We start from the raw sequence: 13,442 nt of genomic DNA, 5'->3' as shown, positions 1-13,442 counted from the left end.
GGGGCGTTAGTCCGACTGCCTCAGGCGCACTCCGCCGTCCGCGTCAGGTCTTTCCCTCCATCCGGATCGCGTTGTGCGGATCGTCCAGGGCGCGGCTCGAACGGGCAGGCGCCCGGCGCGTCATTTCACTACTTTCTGATCATATGATGTAACAGTCTGTGCATGAATGATCGGCAGAACATCGACGGAGCCCCCGGCCGCCCCCCTCGCCGTCGCGCGCTGCGCGGGACCCTGCTGGCCGCGGCGACCACCGCGGCACTGGCCGGCGGTCCCCAGGCGACGGCGGGCCCGAACGTCGGCCTCGGTCCCGACTGGGACGCCATCGCCGCCTGCGAGTCCAGCGGCGACTGGAGGGCCAACACCGGCAACGGGTACTACGGCGGGCTCCAGTTCCGCCAGTCCAGCTGGGTGGCCGCGGGCGGCCTGAAGTACGCGCGCCGGGCGGACCTGGCCTCGCGCCGTGAGCAGATCGCCGTGGCCGGGCGGCTGGCCGTCCTCCAGGGGATGTCGGCCTGGGGCTGTTCCTGACGGCGCCTCGGGCGCTCAAGCACCGTTCGCTGCACGCCGGTCGGGACGGCGGACGGTCAGCACAGCACGGCGAGCGCGCCGGGCAGCACACGGGCCGTGACGGGCAGCACCGCCTCGACCTCGCCGTCGGCGCCGTAGGGCACCTCCCGGTCGGCGGCGATCCGGATCCGTTCGCCCCGCAGGATCCGCACCTCGGGGCGCTCGACGTGCGCGCCCGACTTCAGCTCGTTCATCAGCGTGAAGAAGAGCCGTCGTGGTGCCTCGCGGATCATCACCACGTCGAGCAGGCCGTCGTCGACGCGGGCGCCGGGCGCGATCATGCGACCGGAGCCGTAGAAGGCGGAGTTGGCGGCCACCACGGTGTAGCCGCGGTGGATGTGCTCCTCCCCGTCGACGGTCACGTGGTAGGTCGCCGCCCGCCAGGTGGCCACGGCGCGCAGCCCGCCGGCGTAGTAGGAGGCGGCGCCGCGCAGCAGCCGGGAGTTGTTCGCGTGCCGGTTGGCGAGCGCGTCGACGCCCGCGTACACGCTGCCGAGGACGACGGTGCGCGGGTGCGCGGCCGACTCCACCTCGACGGTGTCGACGCGGCGCGGGGCGCCGTGCAGCAGGATGCTGGCCAACGCGGCAGGATCGTCGGGCAGTTGGAGCGCGCGGGCGAAGTCGTTGCCGCGGCCCGCGGGGACCAGGCCCAGGAGGGTGGCGGTGCCGCTGAGGGCTCCGCCGATGCCGCCCGCGATGCCGTCGCCGCCCACGGCGAGCACCACGCGGTCGCGCTCGCCGGCCCAGCGGGCGAGGTCCTGGGCGTGGGTGAGGCTGCGGCTGTACTCGGTCTCCACCCCGGCGCCGGCCTCCCGGAGCAGCCTGGCCACCCGCAGCAGCGCCGCGGCCCCGGCGGATCCGCCCGCGGTGGGGTTGACGATGGCGGTGAACTGTCGCATCGGTGGGGCCTCCGGGACGGAAACGGGGTGGGGCTGGGGCAGCCGGGGTCAGTCGAGGGGCAGCAGGACGCCCGGGTTGAGCAGGCTGTCGGGGTCCAGTCGGCGCTTGACGGCCCGCAGGGCCGCGACGCCGAGCGGGCCGGCCTCCCGGACGTATCCGTCGCGGTGGTCGGTGCCCACGCCGTGGTGGTGGCTGATGGTGCCGCCCGCGGCGAGGATCGCCTCGTTCGCGGCCCGCTTGGCGGGCGCCCAGTGCGCCACCGGGTCGTCGCCCTGGGCGCTGACCACGGTGAAGTACAGCGAGGCGCCGTTCTCGTAGACGTGCGAGATGTGGCACATCACCAGGGGCGGGGTGCCCGACTCGGCGAGCGTGGTGGTCAGCGCCTCCCGGACAGCGGCGTACAGCCCGGGGATCCGGGACCAGAAGGCGGCGGTCTCCAGCGTCTCGGCGAACGCGCCCGCGTCCAGGAGGGAGTCGCGCAGGTAGGGCGCCGAGTAGCGGCCGTGGGCCCAGCGCTCCCCCGGTTCCTCGCCCAGGCAGGTGCCGCCGCCCTCGCGCAGCACGGCCGCGGCCCGCCGCCTGCGGTGCGCGGTGTCCTCGGCGGTGCCCTCGTAGCCGGCGATCGCCTGGCAGCCGGCGCCCCGTTGGCTGTCCTGGGAGCCGATGGCGTCGGGCTGGGCGAGGCCGATCAGGGTCTCGGTCTCGTCGGACAGGCGCAGCACGGTCGGGCGCGGCCCGTCCTGGGCGAGCCGGCGCAGGGCCGCGGCACCCTGCTCGAAGGAGGCGAAGCGCCAGCCCTCGTACACGCGGGTCTGCGGGAGGGGACGCAGGCGCACGGTCACCGAGGTGATGACGCCGAACGCGCCCTCGGAGCCGAGGACGAGCTGGCGCAGGTCGGGTCCGGCCGCCGAGCGCGGGGCGCGGCCGGCCTCGACCGTGCCCTCGGGCGTGGCGAGGGCGAGGCCGAGCACCATCTCGTCGAAGCGCCCGTACCCGGCCGAGGCCTGCCCGCTGGAGCGGGCGGCGGCGAAACCGCCGAGGGTCGCCCACTCGTAGGACTGGGGGAAATGGCCGAGCGTGAAGCCGTGTTCGGCCAGCAGAGCCTCCGCGTCCGGGCCGCGCAGGCCCGTTTGCAGGGTGGCGGTACGGGAGACCGGGTCCAGGGCGAGCAGCCGGTTCATCCGGCGCAGGTCCAGGGCGACGAAGGGACGCCGCCGTTCGGGGGCGAGACCGCCGACGACGGAGGTGCCGCCGCCGAACGGGACCAGCGCGAGGCCGTGGGCGCCGCAGGCGCGCAGCACGGCGAGTACGTCGTCGTGGTCCGCGGGGAGCACCACGGCGGCCGGGACGTCCGTGACGTCGCCGTCTCTGATGCGCAGCAGATCGAGGGTGGACCTGCCACGGGTGTGGCGGATCCGGGATTCGTCGTCGGTGCGGATGTGCGCCTCGCCGCCGACGGCCTCGCCCAGGGCGCGGAGCGCGTCCGCGGTCAGCGGTGAGGCGGGGACGCGGATCGCCTCCAGGGCGACCGGCCCGGACTCGCGCGGCTTGACGCCGAGCAGGTCGCGCAGGAGTCCGGTCACCGAGTCGGGCAGCGGTGTGGCCCTGGCCGGGTCGCCCCAGCCGCTCCACAGCATGTCCATGGGGTTGTTCCTCACCGGTCGTGTCGAAGGAGACGTGCGCGCGTTACACTGTGACACATGACGCCCATTCGTCACAATGGCCCGGCCGGGCCGGACCGCGCAGACCGCCCCGGCCGCTCGGACGGTGATCCCGTTCTCGACGCCGTGCGCGACTGCGTCCTGGCCGTCGGCGTACGGCGTACGACCCTGACGGACGTGGCCCGCCGCGCGGGCGTGTCCCGGATGACGCTCTACCGCCGCTGGCCCGATGTGCGGTCCCTGGTCGGCGACCTGATGACGCGGGAGTGGATCGCCGTGGCCGTCGGGGCGATGCCGGAACGCGCGCCCGGGACGACCGCGCGCACGCTGATCGTCGACGGGCTGGTGGCCGGGGTGAGGGCGTTCCGCGCCCACCCGCTCTTCCGCAAGATCGTCGACGTGGACCCCGAACTGCTGCTCCCCTATGTGCTGGATCGCCGGGGAGCCAGCCAGGAGGCCCTGCTGTCCCTGCTCGCCGACCACCTGCGCGACGGCCACGACGACGGGTCGGTGCGTACCGGCCACACCGAACGTCAGGCGCGGTCCCTGCTGCTGGTCGTGCAGTCCTTCACGCTGTCGCTGCGCACCATGACCGAGGAGGACGACCCCGGCCTGGACGGCGAGGCCTTCCTCGCGGAACTGCGGACCATCCTGGAGAGGACCCTGACGCCATGAGCCTCGGCACCGGCCCGGCCGCCCCCGCCCGCACGGATCCGGGCACCTCGCTCACCGCCGCCCGCCGCGCCCGCGAACTGGCCAGGACCGTCGGCGGTCCGGCCGTGGACGTCCTGGTCGTCGGCCTGGGCGCGACCGGCGCCGGGGCCGCGCTGGACGCCGCGGCGCGCGGACTGTCCGTCGCCGCGATCGACGCGCACGACCTGGCCTTCGGCACCTCACGCTGGAGTTCCAAACTCGTCCACGGCGGACTGCGCTACCTCGCCTCCGCCCAGTTCGACGTCGCCCACGAGAGCGCGGTCGAACGCGGTGTGCTGATGGAACGCACCGCTCCTCATCTGGTCGGTGCCCAGCCGTTCGTGCTGCCCCTCACCCCGCTGGTCTCGCGCGGGCAGGCCGCCCTGGCCCGGGCCGGCTTCCGGGCGGGCGACGGGCTGCGGCTGGCGGCGCGCACCGCCCGCGCCACCCTGCCGGTGCCGCGCAGGCTGTCCGTGGTGGAGACCCGCCACCTCGCACCCGCCGTGCGTGGCGCCGGGCTGCGCGGCGGGCTGCTGTCCTGGGATGGGCGGCTGACCGACGACGCCCGTCTGGTGACCGCGCTCGCCCGGACGGCGGCGGGGCGCGGCGCCCGCGTCCTGACCCGGGTCCGGGCCCTGGAACTCACCGGCTCGGGGGCCCGGGTGCGGGACGAACTGACCGGCGAGGAGGGCGAGATCCGGGCCCGCGCCGTGATCAACGCCTCCGGGGTGTGGGCGGGCGGCCTGGTGGACGGCATCCGGGTCCGGCCCTCGCGCGGTACCCACCTCGTGCTGCGCCCCGGCGTGCTCGGTCCGCTGCCGGCCGGGCTGCACATCCCGGTCCCCGGGGAGACCAACCGCTTCGTCCTGGTCCTGCCGCAGGACGACGGCCGGGTCTACGTCGGGCTCACCGACGAGCCCGTCGAGGGCGGCGTCCCGGACGTACCGGAGGTCCCTGAGTCCGACATCGGCTTCCTGCTCGACGTGCTGGCCTCGGCCCTCGACGTGCCCGTACTCCGCGACGACGTGGCCGGGGCCTTCGCGGGTCTGCGGCCGCTGCTGGACACGACGTCGGCGAACGGATCCGACTCGGCGCCCCGGACCGCGGACATCTCCCGCAGGCACGCGGTGCTCACCTCGCCGGACGGCGTGGTCACCGTGGTGGGCGGCAAGCTCACCACGTACCGGCGCATGGCCGAGGACGCCGTCGACACCGCCGTAGCCGCGCAAGGACTCGGCGCGGGCCCCTCCCCCACGGCCTCCCTCCCCCTCGTCGGCGCCGCGTCACCACAGGCTCTGGCCGCGCTGCGGGCCCCGCGCCGCCTGGTCCGCCTCTACGGCACGGAGGCACCGGCCGTCCACGCCCTGGGCGCTCGGGATCCGCACCTGCGTGCCCCCGTACTGGAGGGCCACCCCGTCACCCGCGCCGAACTCCTCTGGGCCGCACACCACGAGGGCGCCCTCGACGAGTCCGACCTCCTGGACCGCCGCACCCGAATCGGCCTGATCCCCTCCGACCGGACAAGAGCGCTGGAGGCCGCCCGAGAGGTGCTGGGCGAGACTCTGGGCTCCCGGTGAAGAGGCACCTCACCAGGGCATCTCTCAGGCGGCGAAGGCCTGGCCCTGTTCCTCGAGGCGGTCGAGGAGCTGGGGGTGGTGGAGGGCGGAGACCGGGGCGAGGAGATCGGGGTGGCGGAGTAGGGCCGCTGCCTGCCGGTCGCCGTCGTCGGGAGTCACCAGGCGGCGGAACTCGGGGGGCGTGGAGGTCGGTTCGGTCGCCTCGGCGAGCGCGTCCACCGCGCGCCAGGCCAGTTCGGGGTCGGTGAGCAGACAGGCGGCCCAGCTCAGTACGACCTCGTCCACCCAGGTGCGCCACGCGTGCGCGTCCGGGTCGTCGCTCTCGACGCCGTCCGCGCCGGCGATCCAGTCGAGGCGGGCCGAGCCCCCGGGGCCGGCCATCATCACCAGCGCGGCGTCCATCGGCGTCGGGTAGCGCAGACGGGCCGCGACCGTCACCGCCTGGCGTGCCTGCGCCTCGCACAGGGCGGAGGCCAGGGCGCCGCCGGACGCCGGGTATGCGCTGGTCAGCCAGTGGGTGGTCGCTGCGATGAGCGGAGAGAGATCTTCGTGCACTGCCGGGCCGTTCGAGCCGTTCACGGACAAAAAGGACTGCCTGAAACGGTAGCCCGCGCCCCGGGCCGAGGAATATGACCCAGGCCGCCCCCAGGGCGTGGCTTCCGCCACATTCGCACGCGCCGACGACGATGAGCGGCGGCGCCCGCCCGGAACGCGGCCCCGGTCAGGCCCCGGCGGGGAAGCGCTCCCAGACGCGGTGGGTGCCGAGGAGGGACGTGACCTCCTCCAGCGTGGCGGGACCGCCGGCGCCGACGATCACGCCGGGCGCGTCGACCGGCACACCGGCTGCCCCGGAGCGCGTACCCGGACAAGGCCGTTCAAGGCCTCCGGGCCGCAACCCTCCAGGTCACAGCGGTTAGAGTGACGCGCCGGCGAGGAGGGGAGAAAGCGGTGCGGCTTCGGGCGGGGACGGCGTGGCGGGGTTCGGCGACTGTGGTGGTACTGCTGCTGGGCGGCGCGCTGACGGCCTGTTCGGGGGCGCATGAGAGTGCCTCCGCCGTGCGGGCGACGGACGCGACGGGCACGGCCGTCCGCAGCGGGGGCACGATCGGCGCCCGGGGTTCGGTGTGCGAGCTTCCCGTCACCTTCGACATCGCCGAGAGCTGGAAGGCCGAGGCGGTGAATCCGACGGCAGTCGGCGACTCCCCCGCCGGCAAGGAGGTCGCAGACGCGCTGCTGCGCCAGGGCCCGGTGACCACCGTGTGCGAGGTCGACGCCAAGCCCGCGGGGAACATCGGTTTCCTCCGCGTGTTCACCGGCTCCCCGGACGCGGGGGACGCGAGCACGGTGCTGCGGGCCTTCGTGGCCGCGGAGAAGGACGTGAGCGAGGAGACGTACCGCTCGTTCACGACGGGCGGGCTCGAAGGCGTCGAAGTCGAGTACCTGCGCACGAGCGAGTTCCTGGACGAGTCGAAGAAGGCACGCGCCCTCGCCGTGAGCACGGACCAGGGTCCCGTGGTCCTGCACCTCGGCGGCATGGACACCGAGGAACACGAACAGATGCTCCCCGCCTACGAACTCGCCAGGCGGACTCTGCGCGGTGCGTGAGCCTCCCACGCGGGGCGACGGGCCCGGCCGGCCGGTCTCCGGACCACGGCATCCCGTCGGCGGCTTCCGGAGGGGGCCCGTACTCTGGGGGCCGTGCACATCTGTTTCGTCTGCAGCGGGAACATCTGCCGGTCGCCGTCCGCGGCGCTGGTGTTCGCCGAGCGGTTGCGCCGGGCGGGGCTCACGGACGCGGTCCGGGTCAGCAGTGCCGGCATCGGCCCCTGGCACGTCGGTGAGGCCATCGACGAGCGGGCCGGCGAGGCGCTGATCCGGCACGGCTACCCGGTGCGGCACGTCGCCGCCCAGGTCGGCGCCGAGCACCTGGACGCCGACCTGCTCCTGGCCATGGACCGCGACCACGAGAAGGCGCTGCGGCGGATCGTCGACGAACCGTCCCGGGTGCGGCTGCTGCGCTCGTTCGACCCGCGGGCGATCGGCGACCTGGACGTGCCCGACCCGTACTACGGCGGCCCGGAGGGCTTCGAAGAGGTACTGGCCATGATCGAGGCCGCGACCCCGGGCCTGCTCGACTGGGTGCGCGAGCGCCTGCCCGCGTGACCGCCGACCCGCCGCGGGGCTCCGGCTCCGGCTCCGGCTCCGGCTCCGGCTCCGGCTCCGGCTCCGGCTCCGGCTCCGGCTCCGGCTCCGGCTCCGGCTCCGGCTCCGGCTCCGGCTCCGGCGAGGATCCCGCTGCCGCGGCCGCCCGGCTGACCGGACGTGCGGCGACCCGACGGGGCTCGTCGGCGGGGAACTCCGCCGAGGTGACCCTCGACGACGGCCGCGTGGTCGTGGTCAAGCGCGGTGGGGAGCCGGAGGCGGTGCGCGCGGAGGCCGCCGGGCTGTGCTGGCTCGCCGAGGCGGGCGCGGTGCGGGTCCCCGCCGTGCACGGCCACGACCGCCGGTGGCTGGTCACCGGCCGGGTTCCGTCCGGCCGGCCCGGTCCGGGAGCGGCGGAACGGTTCGGCCGTGACCTGGCCGCCCTGCACGCCGCCGGGGCGCCCGCGTTCGGTGCCGCCCCGCCCGGCGGGCCGCGCGAGGCGTACATCGGGCTCGCGCCGATGCGCAACGTGCCCGGCACCGACTGGCCGGGCTGGTACACCGAGCACCGGGTGCTCCCCTATCTGCGCCGCGCGGCCGACGACGGCATCCTGCGCCCCACCGAGGCGGCCGTGATCGAGCGCGCGCTGGAACGGCTGCCCGAACGGGCCGGGCCCGCCGAGCCGCCCGCGCGACTCCACGGCGACCTGTGGAACGGCAACGTGCTGTGGGGTGCGGACGGCGAGGTGTGGCTGATCGACCCGGCCGCGCACGGCGGCCACCGCGAGACCGACCTGGCGATGCTCCAGCTCTTCGGCTGCCCGCACCTGGACCGGGTACTGGACGGATACCAGCAGGCCGCGCCGCTCGCCGACGGCTGGGCGGACCGTGTCGGACTGCACCAGCTCTTCCCACTGCTGGTGCACACGGTGCTCTTCGGGCGCGGATACGCCGAACAGGCGGTCGCCGCGGCCCGTGGCGTCGGCGGCTGACCCTACGTGCCGTCCTGGACGTCGCTCTCCACCAGCCGGGCGAGGTTGTCCAGGGCCATCCGCGTCCCCAGCTCGTTGTCCGCGCGCGGCACCTCGTCGGGGATGCCCTCGTGCACGATGACGACCTCCGTCCCGCCGTCCGCCTCGGCCAGTGACGTGGTCATCGTCATCGTGCCGTGCAGGGAGTCCTCGTCGGTCTCGAACGCGAGCACCTCGACCACCAGGCGACCGGGCACGAGCCGGGCGAAGTGCCCCCGGTAGGTGTCCGTGCGGGCACCCGACTTGCCCCGGGCGCCCGGCTCGTCGTAGGAGAGGGACACCCGGAACGTGCCGCCCTCGCGGGCGTCGAACTCGTGGACATGAGCGGTCATTCCGTCGGGGACGCGCCATCTCGCCACCGCGTCGGGGTCGGTGAGGGCCCGGTAGACGGCGGCGGGAGTGGCCCGCACCCGCCGTGAGAGCCGTGTGGCATACATGGCGGCAACGTATACGCGCGCCGGGCGCGGTGCCTCACGATTGTCCCGGTTTTGTCACCAAGTGGCCCTGGAGTCCCAGGGGTTGCTTCGGCGCTTTTCCGCCGTGCTATGAAATACGCCGTCACAGTGGCGCGCGGCGTCCCACGGGGACGCCGTACGCCATGTCGGTCCGGTCCGTGAGGGCCGTAGGGGGAAGGTGTCACCGCAGTGAACCGTAAGCGCACGACCGTCGCGGCACTGGCCGCGACCGGGGTCCTCACCGTCGCTCAGCTGGGTCTCGCCGGGGCCGCTTCCGCGGCGACCGCCGCGCCGCAGAGTTCGGGCTGCCCGATCGACATCGTCTACCCGTCCCGTTTCTACGTGGACCACAACGGGTGGGTGACGAACGGCGGCCTGTACTTCGGCATCAAGAGCAAGACCACGAAGAAGATCAAGAACGTCACGTTCACGGTCACCAACGTCAAGAACGTCCGCTTCAGCACGGCGACACCGAAGGGCGGCAAGATCAGCCGCAGGACCTCGCAGGTCGTGACGGTCCGCACCACGACCTTCAAGGGCAAGGCGAGCCTCGGCTTCAAGGTCCGGACCCACCTGCTGAACACCAGGAGCTACAAGGTGAAGTTCGCCCTGCACGGCTCCGGCTGGAACTGCGCCGTCAACCAGGGCACGTGGGGCGCCTGACCCCGTGAACGGTGCCCCGGCCCGCGCGGGCCGGGGCACCGCCGCGCCGGGCCGGAACACGAGCGTGCCGGGCCGGGGCATGGGCGTGCGCGGACCATGATCGGCGCCGCCCGGGTACGCGGGTGACCGCGGGGTACGCTGCGAATACGGGCGCTTGAAAGCGCCGCCCTGTGCGCACCGGTGCGCGCGGCTGCGAGAAGGGCGGGTGCGAATGGACTGGCGTGAGTTCGCCGAGCAGATGGCCCAGCTCGCCCGGCGCCTGCTGGCCCAGGACTCCACTCAGGAGACACTCGACGAGATCGTCCGGGCGGCCGTCGAACTGATCGACGGGTGCGAGGCCTCCGGGATCCTGGCGGTGCGCAAGGGGCGCGCCGTGACGCTGGCCGCCAGCGGGGACCTGGTCGTGGAGTCCGACCGGTTGCAGGGCGAGGCGGGCGAGGGGCCCTGCTTCGACGCGGCCCGCCGCGTCGACGGCGACCGGCTGTTCCGCATCGCCGACCTCACCCGGCCGCAGCCGGCGTGGCCGCGGTACGCGCCGGCCGCCCGCGACCTGGGCATCGGCAGCATGATGGGTTTCCTGCTGTACACCCAGGACCAGGACTTCGGGGCACTCAACCTGTACTCCAGCCGTCCCGGCTCCTTCACCAAGGACAGCGAGACAGCGGGCTGGCTGCTCGCCTCGCACGCCGCCGTCGCCGTGGCGGGTGCCAGAACCGTCGACCAGCTCGAACACGCGTTGGATACCCGGCACGCCATCGGCGAGGCCATGGGCATCCTGCGGGAGCGGCACGGCCTGAGCGAGGAGGACGCCTTCGCCGTCCTGCGCCGCATCTCCCAGCACCACAACATCAAGATCCGCGACCTCGCCCAGACCATCCGCACCGACGCCAGCAAAGAAGCCTGACACGGCAGCGGACACGGCACGGCCGGGCACTGCCTCTCGCCTCACGGGGCGCGGCAGTGTAGACATGGCTCATGGTCCGACTCCCGGGTCGCACCGGCTCCCGGTCGGCCCGCCGTCCCCATCGACGGCGTCTCGAGCTCGCGTCCGGCCCGACCCGGCGGGCGCGCGGGCGGTCCGGGCATGGCCACACGGGCGGGAACAGACCGTCCGCGCTGCGCTCGGCCCTCGGCGGGCGCAGCGTCGCGGGACAGGTGTTCCTGCTCCAGGTCGCCATCGTGCTGCTGCTGGTCGCGGCCGCCGTGGTGGCGCTGGTGCTCCAGGTGCGGCACGACAGCGACGACGAGGCCCGCAACCGCTCGCTCGCCGTCGCCGAGACGTTCGCCAACGCGCCGGGAGTCCGGGAGGCGCTCGCCGCCCCCGACCCGACGGCGGTGCTGCAACCGCGGGCCGAGGCGGCCCGCAAGGACGCGCACGTCGACTTCGTCGTCGTGATGAACACCCACGGAGTCCGCTACACCCACCCCGAGCCGGACCGCATCGGCAAGAGGTTCGTCGGCACCTTCCAGCCCGCGCTGGCCGGCCGCACCGTCGTCGAGCAGGTCGACGGGACCCTCGGGCCGCTGGTGCAGGCCGTCGTGCCGATCCGGGCGCCGGACGGCAAGGTGGTGGGCCTGGTGTCGGCCGGCATCACCACCAGGAACGTCGGCGGCCTGGCGGACCGGCAGCTGCCGGTGGTACTGAGCGCCGCGGCCGTGGCCCTCGCCCTGGCCACGGCGGGCACCGCCCTGGTCACCCGCCGTCTGCTGCGCCAGACCCATGGGCTCGGCCCGCGGGAGATGACCCGGATGTACGAGCACCACGACGCGGTGCTGCACTCCGTCCGGGAAGGCGTGATCATCGTCGGCGACGACGGAAGACTGCTGCTGGCCAACGACGAGGCGCGGCACCTGCTCGGCCTGCCCGAGGACGCCGAGCGCCGCCCCGTGCTCGACCTCGGCCTCGACCCCGGGACCGCCGAGCTGCTGGCCTCCGGCCGGATCGCCACCGACGAGGTGCGCCTGGTCGGCGACCGGCTGCTGGCGATCAACCAGCGGCCCACGGACATGGCGGGCGGCCCGTCGGGCAGTGTGGCCACGCTGCGCGACTCCACGGAGCTGCGCGCCCTGTCCGGCCGGGCGGAGAAGGCACGGGAACGCCTCAGTCTGCTCTACGACGCCGGTGTGGGCGTCGGCACGTCCCTGGACGTGACCCGGACCGCCGAGGAACTCGTCCGGGTCGCCGTTCCCCGGTTCGCGGACTTCGCGACCCTGGATCTGTACGACGCCGTGCTGGCCGGCGAGGACCCGGATCCGGGGGCCGCGCTGCGCCGCACCGCCTTCGCCGGGATCCGCGAGAACACACCGCTGTACCCGCTGGGCCAGGAGATCCGCTTCATTCCCTCCACTCCACAGGCGCTCGGTCTCAAGTCCCGCCGGCCGGTCCTCGAACCCCGTCTTGAGGCGGCCCCGGGCTGGCAGGCACAGGACGCCGAGCGGACCGAGCGGGTGCTGGCGTCCGGCATCCACTCTCTGATCGCCGTGCCCGTGCGGGCGGGCAACCTGCTTCTCGGGCTGGTCAGCTTCTGGCGGTCGGAGAAGGACGAGCCCTTCGACGCCGAGGAGCTGGCTCTCGCCGAGGAGCTGGTGGCCCGGGCGGCGGTCTCCATCGACAACGCCCGCCGCTACACCCGCGAGCACGGGCTGGCAGTCACCCTCCAGCGCAGTCTGCTGCCGCGCAGCCTGCCCGAGCAGAACGCGCTGGACGTCGCCTCCCGCTATCTGCCCGCGCAGGCGGGCGTGGGCGGCGACTGGTTCGACGTGCTGCCGCTGTCCGGGGCGCGGGTCGCGCTCGTCGTCGGGGACGTGGTCGGGCACGGGCTGCACGCCGCGGCCACGATGGGGCGGCTGCGGACCGCGGTCAGCAACTTCTCCGCCCTGGACCTGCCGCCCGACGAGCTGCTCGGGCTGCTGGACGAGCTGGTCTGCCGTATCGACCAGGACGAGACGGCAGACAGTTCCGGTGCGCCCGTCGCCGGCGCGACCTGCCTGTACGCGATCTACGATCCTGTCTCGCGCCGCTGCGCGGTCGCCCGCGCCGGCCATCCGCCGCCCGCCGTGGTCGGGCCCGACGGGGACGTGACGTTCCCCGACCTGCCCGCCGGTCCTCCGCTCGGGCTGGGCGGGCTGCCGTTCGAGACGGCGGAGCTGGAGCTGGCCGAGGGCAGCCGGCTGGTCCTGTACACCGACGGGCTCGTGATGGACCGGGAGCGGGACATCGACACCGGGCTGGCGGAGCTGCGCACCGCTCTCGCCTCCGCCGGCGAGTCCCCGGAGGACACGTGCCGGGCCGTCCTGGACGTCCGGCCGTCCCGGCCGGTGGACGACATCGCGGTGCTCGTGGCCCGCACCCGGGCGCTGGGTCCCGGGCAGGTGGCCGAGTGGGACGTGCCCGGGCAGGCGTCGGCGGTCGGGGACGTTCGCGCGGCGGTGAGCCGGCGGCTGGTGGAGTGGGGTCTCGAGGAGCTGACGTTCGCCACCGAGCTGATCCTCAGCGAGCTGGTCACCAACGCGATCCGTTACGGCGCCGAGCCCATCCGCGTCCGGGTGCTGTGCGACCGTTCCCTGATCTGCGAGGTCTTCGACAGCAGCAACACCTCCCCGCATCTGCGCTATGCGGCGAGCACGGACGAGGGGGGCCGCGGTCTGTTCCTCGTGGCGCAGCTCGCCGAGCGGTGGGGCACCCGGTACACGCTGACCGGCAAGGCCATCTGGGCGGAACAGCCGCTGCCCTGAGAGGCCTCTCCCGCCGGC

General features: G+C 74.3%; 13 protein-coding genes. 9 read left to right on the top strand and 4 right to left on the bottom strand.

All coding sequences use genetic code 11. The features are described from left to right. Window positions 1-162 precede the first annotated feature (162 nt). Window positions 163-528 carry a transglycosylase family protein gene (locus OIE49_RS34230; RefSeq protein ID WP_326805682.1) on the top strand — a complete coding sequence of 122 codons (366 nt, stop codon included), beginning with the start codon at window positions 163-165 and terminating at the stop codon, window positions 526-528. A 56-nt stretch (window positions 529-584) separates the two neighbouring features. On the opposite strand, the gene OIE49_RS34225 is transcribed toward OIE49_RS34230, so the two are convergent. Next, window positions 585-1,466 carry a YegS/Rv2252/BmrU family lipid kinase gene (locus OIE49_RS34225; protein WP_326805681.1) on the bottom strand — a complete coding sequence of 294 codons (882 nt, stop codon included), beginning with the start codon at window positions 1,464-1,466 and terminating at the stop codon, window positions 585-587. Window positions 1,467-1,514: 48 nt separating this feature from the next. Next, window positions 1,515-3,110, bottom strand: coding sequence for an FAD-binding oxidoreductase (locus tag OIE49_RS34220; protein WP_326805680.1), 1,596 nt, complete (start codon window positions 3,108-3,110; stop codon window positions 1,515-1,517). A 57-nt stretch (window positions 3,111-3,167) separates the two neighbouring features. Here OIE49_RS34220 and OIE49_RS34215 point away from each other — a divergent pair, with 57 nt between their 5' ends. Both OIE49_RS34215 and OIE49_RS34210 read left to right on the top strand, forming a co-directional pair. Continuing rightward, window positions 3,168-3,803 (top strand): TetR/AcrR family transcriptional regulator, encoded by a 636-nt coding sequence (locus OIE49_RS34215; protein ID WP_326805679.1) that lies wholly within the window; start codon window positions 3,168-3,170, stop codon window positions 3,801-3,803. Further along, window positions 3,800-5,398: a glycerol-3-phosphate dehydrogenase/oxidase gene (locus OIE49_RS34210; RefSeq protein WP_326805678.1), complete on the top strand. Its 1,599-nt coding sequence runs from the start codon at window positions 3,800-3,802 to the stop codon at window positions 5,396-5,398. The genes OIE49_RS34215 and OIE49_RS34210 overlap by 4 nt, the downstream gene beginning before the upstream one ends. Before the next feature lie 24 nt (window positions 5,399-5,422). On the opposite strand, the gene OIE49_RS34205 is transcribed toward OIE49_RS34210, so the two are convergent. After that, entirely contained in the window at window positions 5,423-5,953 is a 531-nt protein-coding gene (locus tag OIE49_RS34205) for a hypothetical protein (protein WP_326805677.1), read from the bottom strand. A gap of 435 nt (window positions 5,954-6,388) precedes the next feature. Between OIE49_RS34205 and OIE49_RS34200 the strand changes: the two genes are divergently transcribed. The 3 genes from OIE49_RS34200 (at window position 6,389) to OIE49_RS34190 (ending at window position 8,532) form a co-directional block, all read left to right on the top strand. Beyond that, complete coding sequence (locus tag OIE49_RS34200) at window positions 6,389-7,003, top strand: lipoprotein (RefSeq protein ID WP_326805676.1); 615 nt, start codon at window positions 6,389-6,391, stop codon at window positions 7,001-7,003. A 93-nt stretch (window positions 7,004-7,096) separates the two neighbouring features. Beyond that, entirely contained in the window at window positions 7,097-7,561 is a 465-nt protein-coding gene (locus OIE49_RS34195) for a low molecular weight protein-tyrosine-phosphatase (RefSeq protein WP_326805675.1), read from the top strand. Between the two features lie 149 nt (window positions 7,562-7,710). Beyond that, complete coding sequence (locus OIE49_RS34190) at window positions 7,711-8,532, top strand: fructosamine kinase family protein (RefSeq protein ID WP_326806410.1); 822 nt, start codon at window positions 7,711-7,713, stop codon at window positions 8,530-8,532. Between the two features lie 2 nt (window positions 8,533-8,534). On the opposite strand, the gene OIE49_RS34185 is transcribed toward OIE49_RS34190, so the two are convergent. Beyond that, window positions 8,535-9,008, bottom strand: a complete 474-nt coding sequence (locus OIE49_RS34185; protein ID WP_326805674.1) for an SRPBCC family protein — start codon at window positions 9,006-9,008, stop codon at window positions 8,535-8,537. Between the two features lie 207 nt (window positions 9,009-9,215). Here OIE49_RS34185 and OIE49_RS34180 point away from each other — a divergent pair, with 207 nt between their 5' ends. The 3 genes from OIE49_RS34180 (at window position 9,216) to OIE49_RS34170 (ending at window position 13,424) form a co-directional block, all read left to right on the top strand. Next, window positions 9,216-9,689 carry a hypothetical protein gene (locus OIE49_RS34180; RefSeq protein WP_326805673.1) on the top strand — a complete coding sequence of 158 codons (474 nt, stop codon included), beginning with the start codon at window positions 9,216-9,218 and terminating at the stop codon, window positions 9,687-9,689. A gap of 211 nt (window positions 9,690-9,900) precedes the next feature. After that, window positions 9,901-10,593, top strand: coding sequence for a GAF and ANTAR domain-containing protein (locus OIE49_RS34175; protein ID WP_326805672.1), 693 nt, complete (start codon window positions 9,901-9,903; stop codon window positions 10,591-10,593). 71 nt (window positions 10,594-10,664) lie between these two features. Beyond that, entirely contained in the window at window positions 10,665-13,424 is a 2,760-nt protein-coding gene (locus tag OIE49_RS34170) for a SpoIIE family protein phosphatase (protein WP_326805671.1), read from the top strand. Window positions 13,425-13,442 lie beyond the last annotated feature (18 nt).

The sequence above is a fragment of the Streptomyces sp. NBC_01788 genome (genome assembly GCF_035917575.1).
Lineage (GTDB): Bacteria > Actinomycetota > Actinomycetes > Streptomycetales > Streptomycetaceae > Streptomyces.
This window is presented reverse-complemented; position numbering and strand designations above follow the sequence as displayed.

What these genes read in the sequence shown, in the direction of transcription:
- OIE49_RS34225 (WP_326805681.1), bottom strand. Translation starts at nt 1,466, where the DNA reads ATGCGACAGTTCACCGCCATCGTCAACCCCACCGCGGGCGGATCCGCC.
- OIE49_RS34220 (WP_326805680.1), bottom strand. Translation starts at nt 3,110, where the DNA reads ATGGACATGCTGTGGAGCGGCTGGGGCGACCCGGCCAGGGCCACACCG.
- OIE49_RS34215 (WP_326805679.1), top strand. Translation starts at nt 3,168, where the DNA reads ATGACGCCCATTCGTCACAATGGCCCGGCCGGGCCGGACCGCGCAGAC.
- OIE49_RS34210 (WP_326805678.1), top strand. Translation starts at nt 3,800, where the DNA reads ATGAGCCTCGGCACCGGCCCGGCCGCCCCCGCCCGCACGGATCCGGGC.
- OIE49_RS34185 (WP_326805674.1), bottom strand. Translation starts at nt 9,008, where the DNA reads ATGTATGCCACACGGCTCTCACGGCGGGTGCGGGCCACTCCCGCCGCC.
- OIE49_RS34170 (WP_326805671.1), top strand. Translation starts at nt 10,665, where the DNA reads ATGGTCCGACTCCCGGGTCGCACCGGCTCCCGGTCGGCCCGCCGTCCC.
- OIE49_RS34230 (WP_326805682.1), top strand. Translation starts at nt 163, where the DNA reads ATGAATGATCGGCAGAACATCGACGGAGCCCCCGGCCGCCCCCCTCGC.
- OIE49_RS34175 (WP_326805672.1), top strand. Translation starts at nt 9,901, where the DNA reads ATGGACTGGCGTGAGTTCGCCGAGCAGATGGCCCAGCTCGCCCGGCGC.